This window comes from Kribbella sp. NBC_00709 (assembly GCF_036226565.1).
In the GTDB taxonomy this organism is placed as follows: domain Bacteria; phylum Actinomycetota; class Actinomycetes; order Propionibacteriales; family Kribbellaceae; genus Kribbella.
On the sequence record NZ_CP108996.1, the window covers coordinates 6,439,285 to 6,455,360 of the forward strand.

16 protein-coding genes are annotated in these 16,076 nt (G+C 66.8%); 13 read left to right on the top strand and 3 right to left on the bottom strand.

From position 1 onward, the window contains the following. Positions 1-22 precede the first annotated feature (22 nt). The 6 genes from OHA18_RS31535 to OHA18_RS31560 all read left to right on the top strand — a co-directional run bounded on the left by OHA18_RS31535 (position 23) and on the right by OHA18_RS31560 (position 10,181). Positions 23-277 (top strand): type II toxin-antitoxin system VapB family antitoxin, encoded by a 255-nt coding sequence (locus OHA18_RS31535; RefSeq protein ID WP_328998971.1) that lies wholly within the window; start codon positions 23-25, stop codon positions 275-277. Next, the gene (locus OHA18_RS31540; RefSeq protein ID WP_328998972.1) at positions 274-696 is read left to right on the top strand and encodes a PIN domain nuclease; all 423 of its coding nucleotides are present in this window, start codon (positions 274-276) and stop codon (positions 694-696) included. The genes OHA18_RS31535 and OHA18_RS31540 overlap by 4 nt, the downstream gene beginning before the upstream one ends. Then, positions 693-1,244 carry a nucleosidase gene (locus tag OHA18_RS31545; protein ID WP_328998973.1) on the top strand — a complete coding sequence of 184 codons (552 nt, stop codon included), beginning with the start codon at positions 693-695 and terminating at the stop codon, positions 1,242-1,244. The genes OHA18_RS31540 and OHA18_RS31545 overlap by 4 nt, the downstream gene beginning before the upstream one ends. A 94-nt stretch (positions 1,245-1,338) precedes the next feature. Next, on the top strand, positions 1,339-2,178 hold the full coding sequence (locus OHA18_RS31550; RefSeq protein WP_328998974.1) for a hypothetical protein: 840 nt from the start codon (positions 1,339-1,341) through the stop codon (positions 2,176-2,178). Further along, positions 2,165-5,203, top strand: coding sequence for a caspase family protein (locus OHA18_RS31555; RefSeq protein WP_328998975.1), 3,039 nt, complete (start codon positions 2,165-2,167; stop codon positions 5,201-5,203). The genes OHA18_RS31550 and OHA18_RS31555 overlap by 14 nt, the downstream gene beginning before the upstream one ends. Before the next feature lie 79 nt (positions 5,204-5,282). Further along, on the top strand, positions 5,283-10,181 hold the full coding sequence (locus tag OHA18_RS31560) for a hypothetical protein (RefSeq protein ID WP_328998976.1): 4,899 nt from the start codon (positions 5,283-5,285) through the stop codon (positions 10,179-10,181). Between the two features lie 40 nt (positions 10,182-10,221). On the opposite strand, the gene OHA18_RS31565 is transcribed toward OHA18_RS31560, so the two are convergent. Continuing rightward, complete coding sequence (locus OHA18_RS31565) at positions 10,222-10,728, bottom strand: NUDIX domain-containing protein (RefSeq protein ID WP_328998977.1); 507 nt, start codon at positions 10,726-10,728, stop codon at positions 10,222-10,224. Between the two features lie 77 nt (positions 10,729-10,805). On the opposite strand from OHA18_RS31565, the gene OHA18_RS31570 reads away from it, so the two are divergent. Genes OHA18_RS31570 through trxA form a run of 4 tightly spaced genes read left to right on the top strand, consistent with a single transcriptional unit; the run spans position 10,806 to position 13,992 of the window. Beyond that, positions 10,806-11,591, top strand: a complete 786-nt coding sequence (locus OHA18_RS31570; protein ID WP_328998978.1) for a cyclase family protein — start codon at positions 10,806-10,808, stop codon at positions 11,589-11,591. Continuing rightward, the gene (locus OHA18_RS31575) at positions 11,588-13,198 is read left to right on the top strand and encodes a thiamine pyrophosphate-binding protein (protein ID WP_328998979.1); all 1,611 of its coding nucleotides are present in this window, start codon (positions 11,588-11,590) and stop codon (positions 13,196-13,198) included. Before OHA18_RS31570 ends, OHA18_RS31575 begins: the two co-directional genes overlap by 4 nt. A 60-nt stretch (positions 13,199-13,258) precedes the next feature. Next, positions 13,259-13,627, top strand: coding sequence for a MerR family transcriptional regulator (locus tag OHA18_RS31580; RefSeq protein ID WP_328998980.1), 369 nt, complete (start codon positions 13,259-13,261; stop codon positions 13,625-13,627). After that, the gene (gene trxA / locus OHA18_RS31585; RefSeq protein WP_328998981.1) at positions 13,624-13,992 is read left to right on the top strand and encodes a thioredoxin; all 369 of its coding nucleotides are present in this window, start codon (positions 13,624-13,626) and stop codon (positions 13,990-13,992) included. The genes OHA18_RS31580 and trxA overlap by 4 nt, the downstream gene beginning before the upstream one ends. Here trxA and OHA18_RS31590 read toward each other — a convergent pair. Continuing rightward, complete coding sequence (locus OHA18_RS31590; protein WP_328998982.1) at positions 13,946-14,311, bottom strand: nuclear transport factor 2 family protein; 366 nt, start codon at positions 14,309-14,311, stop codon at positions 13,946-13,948. The genes trxA and OHA18_RS31590 overlap by 47 nt on opposite strands. A 37-nt stretch (positions 14,312-14,348) precedes the next feature. Beyond that, positions 14,349-14,717: a VOC family protein gene (locus OHA18_RS31595; protein WP_328998983.1), complete on the bottom strand. Its 369-nt coding sequence runs from the start codon at positions 14,715-14,717 to the stop codon at positions 14,349-14,351. Between the two features lie 54 nt (positions 14,718-14,771). Here OHA18_RS31595 and OHA18_RS31600 point away from each other — a divergent pair, with 54 nt between their 5' ends. From OHA18_RS31600 to OHA18_RS31610, 3 genes are read left to right on the top strand one after another with little or no spacing between them, the layout of a single operon-like run. After that, the gene (locus OHA18_RS31600; protein WP_328998984.1) at positions 14,772-14,936 is read left to right on the top strand and encodes a CopG family transcriptional regulator; all 165 of its coding nucleotides are present in this window, start codon (positions 14,772-14,774) and stop codon (positions 14,934-14,936) included. Continuing rightward, complete coding sequence (locus OHA18_RS31605) at positions 14,933-15,586, top strand: VOC family protein (RefSeq protein WP_328998985.1); 654 nt, start codon at positions 14,933-14,935, stop codon at positions 15,584-15,586. Before OHA18_RS31600 ends, OHA18_RS31605 begins: the two co-directional genes overlap by 4 nt. Next, complete coding sequence (locus tag OHA18_RS31610) at positions 15,583-16,065, top strand: GNAT family N-acetyltransferase (protein WP_328998986.1); 483 nt, start codon at positions 15,583-15,585, stop codon at positions 16,063-16,065. The genes OHA18_RS31605 and OHA18_RS31610 overlap by 4 nt, the downstream gene beginning before the upstream one ends. Positions 16,066-16,076: the final 11 nt, after the last annotated feature.

The window sequence follows — 16,076 nt, forward strand, 5'->3', positions numbered from 1 at the left end:
GTCTTGGTGTAAAGTTTGACTCATGACGCGCATCTCAGTTGACGTGAACGACGAGTGGCTCGATGCCGCACGGGCTGAGCTCGGCACCGACAGCAAGGTGGAGACGATCAACGGCGCGCTCCGAGAGCTTGCCGTACGTCGGCGAGGGCGGGAGATCGCCAAGATCTTCGCGGAGGCGCCGATGGACTTCTCCGGTTCTGCGGAGGCATGGCGCTACGGAGGCGGTCGCGATCTCGAGGGGCTGGCGGAGCGTGCTCGGGAGGACCGCAGCGCATGATGGCCGGCACGATCTATTTGGCGGACACGTCTGTCTATGTCCACCAGTCACGGTCCGAGGACGTCTCTCGACGGTTCCAGACGCTGTTGATCGAGGGACGACTGGCGGCCTGTCAGATGACGGCACTCGAGTACCTGAACAACGCTCCCAGTCCAGAGTGGTACGAGAGCTTGTGGGGGGCTCTGCACGGTCAGCGATGGGTCGAGGTGACCAACGAGGCGATGACTCGGGCGTTGGAGGTGCACCAGCGGTTCGCGACGAAGAGCCAGCATCGGCAGTTCAGCTTGCCGGACCTGATCATTGCGGCGACTGCGGAGCTCGCCGGGCTGACGGTGTTGCATTATGACGAGGACTACGAGCGGATCGCGAAGATCACCGGGCAGCCGGTTGAGTGGGTTGCGCCGAAGGGATCTCTGTGACGCAGTACCTGGCGGTCAGTGCGGTCGCGGGTGAAGCGCGGTATGTGCCGGAGGGGATCCCGGTGGTGATCACGGGGGTCGGCAAGACGGCTGCGGCGGTTGCCGTCAGTCGGGCTCTGGCGGGGCGGGAGACTACGGATCTCGTGGTGCTCAACCTGGGGACCACCGGGGCGTTGAGGGATGGGCTGTCCGGGTTGTTTCTGCCGAGTGTTGTGATCAACCACGATGTGAATGCGGCGGCGGTTCGGGCTATCGGGTTGGATCCTCGGGACGAGTTGGTTGTCGAGGGTGGGGACGGGACGGTGCTGGCGTCGGGCGACGTGTTCGTGACCGATCCCGTCGTACGGGCGCGGTTGGCGGAGCGGGCGCAGTTGGTCGACATGGAGGCGTACGGCGTCGTGTACGCCTGCCAGGAGTACGGCGTACCTGTACGCGTCGTGAAGCACGTCTCGGACTCGGCTGACGAGGCAGCCCTCGACTGGCCGGCGCTGGTGGACGCCAGCGCGAAGGTCCTGGGGGAGTGGGTCAGGGTGGCGACCGAGGCGTAATCGCTACGGTGTGGAGTCTTGCGTGACATCGAGTCAGGCCCGAGACTCTAACCGTTCTGCTGACCAGGCGGTCGGCATGGGGTGGGGGGAATGCATGGCGCGTGTTGTGTTCGTTCACGGCATCGGTCACCAGTATCGATCCAGGGCACTCACGAAAGCCAAATGGTTTCAAGCGCTTGCTCAAGGTCTCGACGACAGTCATCTGCCGCCGTTGCCTGAGTCCGACGTGGACCTGGTCCATTACGGGAACTGTTTCCGGCTCGCCGGCGGGAAAGCCCCGGACGACGACCAGTGGATTCCGCCGCTAGGGCCTGGCGACCTCGGGCCCGGGTTCGAGCTCGAATTCCTCGAGGAGATTGCCGACGGCTTCGGCGCCGGCGACGAATCGCGCCTTCCGACCAAGGTCTATGTGCCTGAGCTTGTGCAGGCGCTGGTTCGCAAGCTGCAAGCATCGGAGTTCCTTCCGGATGCGGCGCAGCGAAAGATCGTTTGGTTCGTCCGCCAGGTGCACAGGTACTTGAGCGAGGACGACCTGCGAACCCGCATCCAGGAACGTCTCGACGCGACGGTGACGAGCGACACCAGAGTGATAGTCGGCCACTCGATGGGCAGTTTGGTCGCCTATGAAGGCCTGATGGCTCACCCCGAGTGGGGGATCGACACGTTCGTCACCCTCGGATCCCCGCTCGGGCTTCGAGTTCTGGCGCCCAGGCTGCGACCACCGGTGAACGACAGCGGCAATCGGCCATCGGTACGGCGCTGGGTGAATGTCGCCGCGAAGGAGGACGGCGTCGCCGCGGTGAAGGAGCTTGCCCCCGTCTTCGGGGACGTCGAGGACGCCGTGGTCACGAACGGCCGTCTGCATGCTCACGACATCGCTCGTTATCTGAGCACCTACGAGGCCGGCGAGGCGATCACCAGTGGCCTCGGGTAGCGCGATCGCCCCCGACCTCGTGGCCTTGGTCGCGGGCACTGCGCACTACCCAAAGTCCAACGGCAAGCTCGACGAGCTCCACGCGGTCGAGTCCGAGGTCGCCGTAGTCGCCAACGTACTGGCGACGGAGTACGCCGCTCGCCTGCTGGACGACGGAGGAATCGACCGAGACAGCGCGTCGTTGCTCCAGGCAATTTTGAATGTGCTCGGGGAAGAAGCGCAGAGCGAGGGTCAGCTGTCCCCGCTGGTCGTCTATCTGAGTGGGCATGGCTTGGAGGGCGTCGGCGATTACTACATCTGCACGTCCGACACCGATCCTTCCCCTGTATGGCTGCCGCGAAGCTCGATGCCTATGAAGCAGCTCGCGGAGATTCTCGGACACGGAAACGGACGCGAGATCGTAGTCGTCATCGACGCCTGCCAGTCTGAAATCGGCATCGAGCACATCGCGTCCTTCTCGCTGGAGAACAGGATCTCCGGTCGTCGTGTGGGAACGGTCTGGGGTATCGCCGCGACGAGTCGTGTCGAGGAGGCCGGACAGCTCGAGTTCGCGACGGCCTTCGCAGACGCGTTGCGAAAGCCGCAGGTTCGGAGGTCACAGCCGTACTTGCAGATCGCCGAACTCATCGATCAGATCAATCGCGATCGGGACAACGAGTTGGCGTGCGCAATACCCGGGACGTCGATCAGAGGCATTTCCAAGGTCTTCCAGAATCCGTTCTACAGTGGCCGGCTGCCGCTGGTGCCGGAGCGGGCGCTGCGCTTGTTCGGCGGACGGCGGCAGGCACGGCGTGATCTGCTGCAGTTCGCGCGCGCCGAGGGCGCCGACCAGCAGGCGGTCGTGGTTGTCTCCGGCGGGTCCGGCTCGGGCAAGTCGATGATGCTCAGCGTGCTGAAGAACGACCTCGATGAGGCCGGAACCGCGAATGTGGTCATCGATGCCCGAGGCCGCGGCGCGAAGGACCTGACGACGGAGCTGTTCGATGAGCTCGGTATCGTCCGGCCACCCTTACCGTCGGACCGGATCGTCGCACTCCAGGACTGTCCGGACGAGATCGTCGTCCTGGTCGACGCGCCGGAATCGATGGAGGAGGACGACCGGGACCTCTTCATCGCCGATGTTCTCCTCCCGTTGGCTCAGCGTCCCGGTCGGCTGAAGCTCGTCCTGGGCAGCGCGACGGTGCCGGATCTCCTCCGCGACCTCGCGCAGGAGATCGACCTCGACAGCGAGGCATACTTCGTCCCCGATGATCTGATCGACCTGGCGGTCAAGGTCCTGACCGCCGAAGGCTCCGGGCTCACAGGCAAGGACGGCGCCGAGGTGCGTCGGCTCGCACGGTGGGTCGGAGTCCAGTCCGGGCGGTCGTTTCGCACCGCCGACGATCTCGCTTCATGGCGTGCCCGGGATCCGTTGACGAAGGAGGAGGACATGCCGATCCTCGTTGAGCGCATCGCGCTCAGGCTGAAGGCGCTGAATCTGAACCCGGACCGAACCATGGGGCTGCTGGCTCCACTCGCCTTCGCCGAGGGACCTGGCATTCCCGATTTCGGACTGTGGCTCGATGTTGCGAAGCAGTCGGCCGGGATGGACTACACGTCCGAGGAACTGGTCGCTCTGCTGGATGCGCTCGACACCGATCTCGTCACGGAGGCCTACGCCGAACCTGAGCAAGCCTGCTGGCGGATGGCGTCCGACGAATTGGTGGCCGAGCTACGGAGAGGCCGGCACCTGGAGCTGATGCACGCCGCGTTCACCGACGCGTTGCTCGCCGCGGTGCCGCAGCTTCCCTCGGGGACTCGGCAGTGGGAACTGGCCACCGAGTACACGCGTCGGCATCTCGCGATCCATGCTGCCAAGGCCGGGCGGCTCACCGGTCTGCTCGATGATCCGGGATTCCTGCTCATCACGGACATCTCCAGAACCAAGCGGGCCCTCTACCTCGAGGATTCGAGGGCGTCGCACCCGGCCGAGTCGCCGTCCAGAAGCACACTGGTGCGCAGGCTGCTGGAAGCTCTTGCGCCCGCGGATCGGGCCGACGAGGTCGATCGGGCCGGACAGCTGGCCTATCTGGCTCACGTCGCGGGACTGGACAGTCTCGCGAGCCGTGCGGACAAACTCCCCGCGTCGTGGCGAACGGTGTGGGCCGCGCAGGCCGATGCGCCCCGGGCCACGAGGTTGGCCGACCATGTCGTGGGGAATGCCGAACTGCTCGTGATCGGCGGGTACGACGGTTCCGTGAGTTTCCATCGCCTGGGCGGTGAGACGACCGCGTTCGACAAACGAATGTCGGGGATGGTGACCGGTCTCGCCGTTGGCCGGGTCGACGGACGCGACGTCGTGCTGGCGGGTGACTTCGACGGCGACGTCCGTCTTTACGACTTCGGCGACTTGTCCGCACGGGACATCGCCACGAACTGCGGGTCGGTGATCGGCTGCGCGATCGTCGACGGCAGGCTCCTGGTCGGGACGATGACAGGTTGGGCGCTGTACTCGACAGCCGATGAGATCGAGCTGGAGGTCGACACCGGCGAGCCACAGTTCAGCGTGTTCGCCACTGGCACCATCGGTTCCGAGCCGGTGGTCGTCCTCGGGGGTCCGTCCGCGGTCTGGAGCTTGCGCACCGGACGCTCGATGGCGTTGCCAGCCGTCGAGCCAGGTCGTGGGTATTGGCCGACCGCGATCACGATGTGCTCGTCGAGTGGCGAGATTGTCGTCGGCTATCAGAACGGGGAGGTCCTGGCGTTCACCGGCGACGGACAGCGGCGACGGCTGGCAGGCCACGAAGGCAACAAGGTTTCGGCCGTCCTGCTGGCGGGCGCCGGGCCGACGCGCCAGCTGTTGTCTGCGGGGCATGACGGCCGGGTACGGCGTACGCCCTTGGGGGCCGACGCGCCGCCGGCAGCCGCGATGGATGTTGCCGAGCACCTGGACGATCTGGTGATCGGATCGTCCGGCTGGCTCGCCATCGCAGCTTCAGGCCGTGGGGGCGCGGTCCTGGAGTGGCGTGAAGGGCAGATGTTGTAAGGGAACAAGATGTGTGGGGGGACTCGAAATGCTCAACAAGGAATCGTCTGATGGTCAACTAGCCGATCAGGAAGGGGACTTGACGGCCGAGCGTCTGATGGCCGGTCTGTACACGTTGAACAGTCTGCTGCCGAACGACGGCCCGGCGGTCAATCCGCCGCACTTTGCGGACTTCGTCAGGGACATGGCCGCCGACGCGTACGCGCTGCCGGTGAGCAGGCCACTTCCAGGCTGGCTCGTCCATCCAGGAGTCGGTGCGCTGCTGATCGCCTACCAGGACGGGTCGCTGCCGTACCTGACAGTTGCGGCGAAGAAGCTGGAGGACGCCGGCCGCATCAACGATCTCGATCGGATAGGTCAGCACGACATCTGTGACCGCGCGACGGTGCCTTGTCAGCTGTCGACACCGGCGGTCTGGACCCCGCTCTGGCGCAGCGGGACTTCACATGCCCTGCTCGTCACAGTCGCGTTGGACTTCGGTCATGATGTGGGCACGGCAGACGACTCCGCTGTGGACGACGACTCCGGCAGCGCGTGGATCCCGCTGTCGCCGGATCTCCGGAGCCAGGCAACGAAGGCAATGGAAGTGGGCGCAGCCTTCCTCGAGGACGCCGGACTGCCTTCCGTTGCCATCCCGGCAGCCGAGCCGGCCATGCATCGTCTGCCGCGCTCTCTCGAGCCGGAGATCTTGTACGCCGCACCCGCCGTCGCGCTCACCTTCATCGCCTCGCGGCTCGGTCTGCCTTCACCGACCGAGCTGGGAGTCGTGGTGCTGGGTGGCGGTAGGAAACCTGGTGAGTGGTCTGCCGTGGACGAGCATCTGGTGGACGCTCTGTATCAAGGCAGCGAGATGGATGCGGTCGTCTTCCGCACTGCCAAAGGCTGGACGCGCAAGTCGGCGCCCTCGGATTCGGGCGACGTCACCACTGACGCAAGCATTGCGGGCGCTGCTGCTCTGCTCTGGGGATCCGGGTGGGAAGCCGCACTGGAAGGTGCGCGGCAGGAGCTACTGAAGAAGGCAGGCTGGTCCTGGTCCACGATGGTCACGCCACGGCGGCGTGGGCAGACGAAAGACAGCCGCTCCGCTCTGCCCATGGTGGAGTCCGGTCTCGTCGGGAACCTCGTCCACAAGTTCGCCACTGCGAGCGGCGATTCGAAAACCACTGCTGCCATCGTCGGCGGACCACCAAGCAGCGGGAAGAGCGTGATTGCGGCACAGGTGGCGCGGAAGCTGCTGACCAAAGGGTGGAGGATCCTCGTTCTCACACCCGAGCGGCACGAACTTCCGTCCGCCGACGACATGACCGCGATCGTCAGGTCGGCGCTGCTGCTGGCCGATATCGAGCGGACCTTGAGGACACTCGTCATCCTGGAGGATCTGTATCCCGTCCGGAGCACCAACATCGGCGACGTGGTGGGCGGTGTCCAGATCGCACTCGCGGTCCCGGTCCTCGCCGTTGCGCGCTACGAAACTGCCAGCGGGAGCGAATGGGACTCCGGAGCGGTGGACCATTTTCCGTCCATCGCGGGCCAGCAGGCCCTGATTGCGCTCGCCAAGAAGTTGTCTCAGCAACATCCGGCGGTCTACGGCGCGAACCGGTCCGACGTCGCTCCACTCGTCCGGGCGGCCGGCGGCGACCTCGAGCTCCTGTGCCGGCTGCTCGCTGCCACGACTCGTACCGCGGAGGAGGAGGTCACGTCCCAGCGGTTGGTCGAGCTCCGGGACGAGATGATCAACCGTCTGTTCGCCGAGGCGCCGGAGCTGGCAGAGCCCATCCGGCTCCTCGCCGCGACCTCGTTGCTGGGCTGTCCGCTCAACTGCCGGCAGTTGGACGCGGATGTGGTGCAGAGCCTCGTGGACAGAGGCGCCCGGCGACGCGGCGACAGCTTGCTGCTGTCGAGCGTGTTCTTCAGCAAGCTCATACTGACCAGGGGCGCGTTGGACGACGTCGCGTCGCTCCGCGCAACAGTCGTTGCTCTCATCGGTGGCTACCTGAGCGACCTCCTGACCTCCGGGGAAGACCAGGCCATCGCCGATCTGGTCCGCGCCTGCCGTGTTTACGATCCGGATCTCCTGGTAGACCTGCTCGACTCCGACGCCATCGGTCGCGATCTGCGGTACTGGGTAGGCAGGGCCGACGTACGAACGGCAGCATTCGTGCTGCTGGCGTTCGAGTTCGTGTCCAAGCACAAGCAGACCGCTGGGCTGGTACTGACTCTGCTGCGGCGGGTGTCCGAGCGCTCGGATCTGTCGGCTCGCGAGCTCGGATCTGTCCTGCGCGTGGTGCATCGCTACCGGGAGGACCTCGAGCACTCCGTCGAGACCGGCGAGCAGGCCTACACGACCTTCTTTGATCGACTGGCTGATCCAGAGGCGGGGCTCGAAGGGATCCTGGCTCGGGCCGGCACGCTGTCCGAGCGGGTGGAGGTGGCCTATCAGCTGGCCAAGATGTCGAGGCCGGACCTCAATGCCCTGCTGCTGGACAACACGGCCGGCTTCCTGCACGGCGTGCGGCCGTCTGCCGAGCACTATCGCCTGCTCCGCAAGCTCGACCAGCATCTGGAGAGGTGCCGTCCGAAGGGCGTACCCGACGACGGTCAGCGCATGCTGAGTGCGTACGACCGGGTGCAGGAGTTGCAGGAGGGGCGACCGCCATCGGGCGCCGGCTTCGACGCACTGGCCAGCTGGATGTCGTTCCAGGTCTACTTCGGAGGCCCGAACGTCGACCGTGAGGAACTACTGACACGCAATCGGTTCGCCTTCCTCACCGCGCTGAGCAAGGCCGGCGCCGCGGAGATCGCCCAGGGCCTCGACGAGTTCTACATCAAGCGCGATGTGTTCACGTGGATGATCAACGTGCTTCTGTACGACAGCCCGCTCCCCGACTATCTGATCAACGCGCTCCGGAGCGCGCAGCCGGCCGAGGCGGCAGCGCTGGTCTCCGCCACCGGCAGGATCCACGGGGCCGTCATGCGGTACGTCCTGTACGAACCGACGGACGGGGTGCTGATTCCCCGCAAGGATCTCGCGCAGCGGCTGGCGAAGCACGTCGCGGACGCCAAGGGCATCAGCATGCTGCTCAGCAGTGTCCACCAGGTCGACGAGTGGTTCATGCCGGGGGGTGACGGCTTCGCATTCCACGTTGCGGAGAGCTTGGGGGAGGAGACGGCGCGGAACCTGGTCAGGATGGATCCGCGGTCATCGGTGCTGTACTACTTCTTCCGAGCGTTGTGGCTGTCCGGGGCGACGTACTGGAGCGCGGTGGAGCAGGAGGCGTTCGACGCGATCGTGACGTCGTTGCGGACATCCCGCTCGTTCGTCCGGCCCTGGGCGCCGCACCTCGCGCTGCTCGTTGCCGAAGACGACCATCTCGGCGAGGAGTTCCTCCGGGACCTTGGGGCTGAGGTCGACGAGAACACCCTGCTGCGCCAGATGACGGCACCGGCCCGGGCAGACGCGCTCACGCACCTGCATCGTCTGGGGCGCGCGCTGCATCCCAAGATCGCGCAGAGGTTCATCACGGCGTACGACGCTGACAAGCAGCTGCGACCGCTGCTGACGGTCCCACCACAGGCGCTGGTCGAATATCTTCGGGTGACAGCGGAGACCTTGGGGATCGGCGGCCTCGCCAATGCGAACCGGTATCTCGCGGACGAAATCAGGCGACTCGATCCGGAGTTCGACTGGGAGGCGAGATTTCGGCGGATCTACCGGCCTGCTGACCTTGCGCAGGGTCTGTTCAGTTTCGCGCGATTCGACCATGTCCGAGCGGTCGAGCTCGTCCATCAGCTCGGCGAAGGCGACGACGGTTCACCGAGTCACCTCCACCGGATGATGCTCCGGGCTGCGAAGTCGCCGAGCGAGCTGACCGATCTCTTGACCGCGTGTCGCCGGCTCAGCCCGCAGCTCGGAGACCAGTTGCTGACCGACCTGCGGAATACCCCGTGGGCGTGGCAGGTGTTCAGGGTGAACCTGCAATGGGAGCAGCAACCGCTGGAGCAGTGCCGCGTCGGCATTCAGCTGGCCCGGCTCGGACTGACTGCCTCCGGAGACAACGCAGCCTGGATGCGTGGTGAGCTGCTGGACAAGCGCTGGATGAAGGTCGCCCCGGTGATCAGCAGTCCGCATCTGATGAGCAGTGTGCTCCGTCTGTTGTACATCTGGGCGGCGCCATGGGCGCGCGAGCTCGCAGCAAGCCTGGATGTCGAGCGGCTCGTCAGGCGTCTGCAGAAGCTCGGTCCGGGCGACGTGGCGTACATCCCCGCGCTGATCAACGTCTTCTCGCTGGCGAGAGACACAGAGACGACGACGAGGATCATCGACATGGTCGGAGCCGCGGACCAAAGTGTGTTGGCCCACCGCCTCGGACTCCGAGGTGGCGGCGAGTTGCTCCACCAACTGACCCGTGAGGCGCCGGGCATGGTCCGCAACTTCGCGCCTGCTTTCGCCGAGGAGCTCGGAGCTGCTCTGCGGCGCCGGATCGTGGTCGACCAGGCTGCCTACTGGCGCGAGCTCGGGTGGGCGGCGGCCGCCCTACGACGGAGAGGTCTGGGAAATCTGATCCCGGACGACGGGCCGATTCTGCTCCCCAACCAGGCCTACGCCGCGGAGGTTGCGTGGGCTGCGACCTGGCTCGACCGTCCGGGGTTACTCGATGAGCCACTCCAGCGTGCCATCGACGATCTCGCTTCTCGCTCCGGCACCGGCGATCACGCCAATCGGATCGCGATGATCGCGATCGCCGCCGCGCGAGCGGACAGAGTCGAGTCGATTCTGGACGACGAGGCGAACGCGAGCCAGATCGGGCACGCGGGGTTGGGCATGCTCACCGTTGCTATCGAGACGGCCGCGCGTCATCAGGGCCTGGCAGCTCTCCTCGACAAGCTGAAGCCGACTCTGAACGAACGGGTGCGTAAGCCTGCGGCCGCGACGGACCCGTACTTGCCGGCTGTGAAGGCTTTCCTGGCCGGCGGCTGACCGATGCGGGCGCCGTTCGTCCGTCCGGGCGAGCGGCGCCCTAGACGCTCCGGTTTCTCAGCCACTCCAGTACGGCGGTTTCTCGTACTAGCCAGCGCATTACGCCGATGCCGCTCTCCAGCACGCTGCGGTTGGCTGTCAGTGCCGTGTCGACAGTCACCCACTGTGGTGTGAGCTCCAGCTCCGCTTCATACCCCTCCAGCTGCTGCTCGCCGACTGATGTCCCGCCGGAGCACTCGAAGTAGTGCGACGTCATCCCGAACACGTCGTACTCCGCCTCGATCGCGGCGACTTCCTCGCGGGTCGTTGCCAGCTCGGCTCCGACGGCGACCCCGTCGTACCCGCACTCCTCGTTGAACTCGCGCCGTAGGGCGGCCTCGAAGGACTCGCCGGCCTCGACGCCGCCGCCGGGGAACTTGTAGTCGCCGTGCCGCGAGCCGAGCAGCAGCAGCTCCGGTCCGCGGAAGAGCACGCCCCGGACGGCGGTCCGTTCGACCAGTCGTCCGCCTGGTGGGAGTTCGGGGGAACGGAAGGTCGCGAGCAGCATGCGGCCATTGTCCTGGACGAGGCCAGGGTCGTCGTCCTAGCGTCATGGCTCCGTACGCCACTCGCCTGGAGGTTCGCATGACCGGTTCGTCGCCCCTGTCGGCACTCGTCGCAGCACTCGCCGACGGATCGATCGAGGTGGTGGACCTGACGTCGCCGCTGTCCGCGTCGACGCCGGTGATTCAGCTGCCGCCGGAGTTCGGGCAGACGGCGCCGTTCGCGCTGGCGGAGATCAGCAGGTACGACGACCGCGGGCCGGCCTGGTACTGGAACAACTTCACCAGCGGCGAGCACACCGGCACCCACTTCGACGCGCCGAACCACTGGGTCACCGGCAAGGACCTCGCCGATGTGGCGTCGGTGCCGGCCAGCCGGCTGATCGCGCCGGCCGTCGTCCTCGACTTCACCGCGGAGGTCGAGAAGAACCCCGACTTCCTCGTCGAGGTCGACCACCTCAAGGCGTGGGAGGCGGAGAACGTCCCGCTGCCCGCCGGCGGCTGGCTGTTCGTACGCACGGGGTGGGACGCGCGATCGCACTCGCAGGAGGCCTTCCTCAACGCCGACGAGAACGGACCGCACACGCCGGGCCTGTCGCCGGAGTGCGCGCGGTGGGTCGCGCAGGAGTCGCCCGTCCTCGGAATGGGCGTCGAGACTGTCGGGACCGACGCAGGCAAGGCGCACTCGTTCGACCCGCCGTTCCCGTGCCACTCCTACTTGATGGGCAGCGACAAGTACGGGCTGACGCAGCTGCAGAACCTCGCCCAGTTGCCGCCGACCGGTGCTGTCATCATCGCCGGACCGCTGCCGATCGTCGGTGGCTCCGGCTCGCCCGCCCGGGTGCTCGCGCTGGTCGAACGCGGATGAACGTCGCGGTCGCCGTCGGAAGGGCGTTGGCAGCCGCTGGTGTCCGGCAGGTCTTCGGCGTGGTCGGGTCCGGCAACTTCCACCTGACGAACGCGATGGTGAGCGCAGGCGCGCGGTTCGTCGCCGCGCGGCACGAGGGTGGCGCCGCCACGATGGCCGACGCGTACTCGCGGATGAGCGGGACGGTGGCTGCGCTGTCGGTCCATCAGGGTTGCGGTCTCACCAACGCGATGACCGGGATCGCCGAGGCGGCGAAGAGCCGTACGCCGATGGTCGTGGTCGCGGCTGAGGCCACCGAGCAGCGGTCGAACTTCTACGTCGACCAGGAGGCGCTCGCCCGTTCGGTCGGTGCGGTGCCGGTGCGGATCACCTCGGCGGAGACCGCTGTCGCCGAGGCGCTGGGCGCGCTGGCGACGGCTGTTCGCGAACGCCGTACCGTGCTGCTGAACGTGCCGCTTTCCCTGCAGGCGTTGGAGACTGAGGCGCCGGTGGTCGAGGCACCGCCTCCAAGGGATGCCGTCGTGCCGGAGGCCACCGAGGTCGCTGCACTGACCGACCTGCTGCAGCGGGCGGAGCGTGCGGTGTTCGTTGCGGGTCGCGGTGCCCGTGGACATCGAAAGGCCCTTGAAGAGCTCGCGGAACGATGCGGCGCGCTCCTCGCGACGTCGGCGGTCGCACACGGCCTGTTCCATGACAACCGATGGGATCTCGGTATCTCGGGCGGTTTTGCCTCGCCCCGTACCGCCGAACTGATCCGCGACGCGGACCTCATCGTGGGTTGGGGATGCGCGTTGAACATGTGGACGATGCGGCACGGTCAGTTGATCGGACCCGACGCGACCGTCGTGCAGGTCGACGACGACGCGTCCGCGCTCGGCGCGCATCGCGAGATCCACCTGGGTGTCACCGGCGACGTCGACCTCACCGCCACGCTCGCCCTCGAGGCGTTCGGCGAGCAGCAGGTGGGTTATCGCGCCGCCGAGCTCGGGAGCGTGCGCTGGCGGGACGTCGCGTTCGACGACGAGAGCACGGGGGAGCAGATCGACCCACGGACGTTGAGCATCGCGCTCGACGACCTGCTCCCGGCCGAACGTGTGATCGCCGTCGACTCCGGCAACTTCATGGGCTACCCGAGCGTGTGCCTGTCGGTGCCGGACGAGAACGGGCTGTGCTTCACCCAGGCGTTCCAATCGGTCGGGCTGGGGCTTGCGACGGCGATCGGCGCCGCGCTGGCGCAGCCGGACCGCCTACCCGTCGCCGTACTCGGTGACGGCGGTGCGCTGATGAGCGCCGCGGAGCTCGACACCGTACGCCGGCTCGGCCTGCCGATGCTCGTGGTCGTGTACAACGACGACGCGTACGGCGCAGAGGTGCACCACTTCGGGCCGGAGGGGCACCCACTGGAGACGGTGACGTTCCCGCCGACCGACATCGCCGCAGTCGGACGCGGATACGGCTTCGAGGCAGTGACCGTACGCAGCGCCAAAGACCTCACGGCAGTCGAGGACTGGCTGGACGGACCGCGCGTGGCGCCGATGCTCGTGGACGCGAAGGTCGTCGCGGACCATCCGTCGTGGTGGTTGGAGGAGGCTTTCCGCGGCCACTGAGTATCCTGGCTTGACCTTGACCCTGGGGGCAAGGTTTAGCGTCGGGGTGAAGGAGGCGGGATGCGGATCAGCGATCTGGCGGCCGAGGCCGGTGTGACGGTCAAGGCGGTGCGGTACTACGAGGCGCAGGGGCTGCTCAAGCCGCGGCGGGAGTCCAACGGCTACCGGTCGTACGAGGCGGACGACGTGGTAGTCGTCCGTGAGGTGAAGGCGCTGCTGAGTCTCGGACTGACCGCGGAGCAGACGTACCCGTTCATCGAGTGCCTGCGGGCCGGCAACGAGCGGGCGGACGTCTGCCCGGCCTCGCTGACGGCGTACCGGACCCGGATCGCGGAGGTGGACCGGCGAATCGCCGAGCTCACCGATCTGCGGGCCCGGCTGACCGACCTCCTGACCGACGCCGAGAGCTGGAGGATGAACCAACTATGAGCGACCTGCGTACCGTCGACGAGGCAACTTTCGACGAGGTGGTACTGCGATCCGACAAGCCTGTACTCGTGGACTTCTGGGCCGAGTGGTGCCCGCCCTGCCACCAGATCGCGCCGGTGCTCGCCCAGATCGCCGCCGACCGCAGCGATCAGCTGACCGTGGTGAAGCTGAACTCCGACGAGAACCCGGCCGTCTCCGCCCGCTACCGGGTGATGGCGCTGCCGACGCTGATCCTGTTCCACCGCGGCGAGATGATCTGGTCCGTCGTCGGCGCCCGCCCGAAGGCGCGCCTGCAGAAGGAACTGGACGACGCGCTGCTCACAGTGCCGTCTGCTGGTGGAACGCAATCCGCCACTCACCGCTGACGTCGGTCCACACCGTGCTCGCGTACGCCGGGAACTGTGCCTCGTCGCCGTCGACAAGCACTGTCACCTCGACCCGGTAGGTCACGATCGCGGTGTGGTCGTCGACGACGATCACCCGCTCGCCGGTCCGGTCGGTCTTCAGGTACGGGTTGACGTTCGCGGTGATCCCCGGAACCGCGGTCGCCTTGTCGATGATGCCGAACTTGGTGACCGCGATCGCGTCGTCCAGCAGGTACTTCTCGTAGAAGTCCCCGTCCCCCTCCCGATTCGCCTTCCACAACAGATCCTCGAGCTCCAGCAACTGCTCATTCACAGACATACCGCTACTGTGACGGACGCCTAGGACACCCGCGGGCCTAGCTGTTGAACTTGTACAGCTCCACCAGCACGCCGTGCGGCCCCGCGACGTACGCCGACGTCGTGCCCCAGTCGGTCTCGGTCGGCTCGAGGGCGATGTTGCCGCCGCGCCGGCGGATCTCCTCGACGTCGGCGCGGAGGTCGTCGCTGCTGAACTGGAGCAGCGTGCCACCGTGCGCGCCGAAATCGTCGACCATCGCACCGGTGTGCAACGCGATCGTCATCGCGCCGGCCTTCACCTCGGCGTACCCCTCGCCGGCGTTGCCGGAGACGTCGAGGCCGAGGACACCGGCGAAGAAGTCGGCCAGTTCCTGGTTCTTCTCGCGGGTGTCGGTGAGCAGGCCGAGGTGGTCGAAGCGGAGGTTCATGGCGGACTCCCTGACGATTGACGGTTAGCCATCTAGGATGCTAGCAATATAGCCATGGCGGACGACGGTGGCAAGAAGGTGCAGTTCAACGTGTATCTGCCGCCCGGGTTGGTGCGGCGGGTGAAGCACAAGGCGATCGACGAGGGCGCGAGCCTGTCGGCGTTGGTCGAGCAGGCGCTGGCGGAGTACCTGGACAAGCATGGGGAGGCGCGGGGATGAACGACCTGAAGAACGCAGTGATCAGGCCGCTGCGGTTCACGGCGGACGTGGACGCGATGCGCGCGTTCCTGGAGGCGCTGGGACTGCGGTCGCGGATCGAGTCCGAGCGTGGCGGCTGGGTCGACATGCTGACCGGTCGCGGGATGGTCGCGCTGCACGACGCGGCGAGCAGTAGTACTGGCGGCCAGCCCGGGCAGACGAACCTCTCGTTCGAGGCGGACAAGATCGACGAGCTGCGGGACCGCCTGGAGCAGGTGGGGTTCGTCGACGCGACGGTCTTCGACGAGGCGTACGGACGGGTGCTGTCGGTGACTGGGCCCGACGCGGTCGTCATCTGGGTCGACGAGCGCTCCGAGGACATGTACGGGTACAAGGTCCATGACGCGCGCCCGGACGAGCGCTGGTCGGTCACGCCGTACCTGACCGGTGCCGAGGAGCCGGCCTGGCGCCGTTTCTTCGAAGGCGTCGGCATGGAGACCCCAGCCCGGTTCGGACCGGCCGCCGGCGAGTTCGCCGTACGGCTGGATCTCAGCACCACCGAGGACCTGGGCGACGTGCAGGCCCGACTCGACGCGTACCAGGTGACGCGGACTGCGGCCGGGCTCGAGATCGTGGACCCGGACGGGCAGCTAGTGGTGGTGCACGGATGATCGCCGTACGGCGGGCCGAGCCCAGCGACGTCGACGCGATCCGGCAGATCGGTCTGACGACCTGGCCGGTGGCGTACGGCGGACTGGTGCCGGAGGAGTTCATCACCGACGGACTGGCCCAGTGGTGGTCCGCAGAGGCCGTGGAACGCGGCATCAGCAAAGGCATCACCCTGGTGGCAACCGAGGGTGACGCTCTCCTGGGCATGGTCGGTCTAGGCCGCGAGGGCGACTCCTGGGTGATGTGGAAGCTCTACGTGCTACCCGACCACCAAGGCAAGGGCATCGGCAAGGCACTGCTCGACGCCGCGATCGCAGCCCTGCCGGACGGTACGCCGGAGCTCCTGCTCGACGTCCTGGTCGCGAACGAGCAGGCGATCGGCTTCTACCGCGCTCAAGGCTTCACCGAGGCGACGCGGACCCCGGACCGCGATCTCGGTGCGGACTTGATGTGGATGGTCATTGACCTCGACCGCACCTGAACATGCAGGAT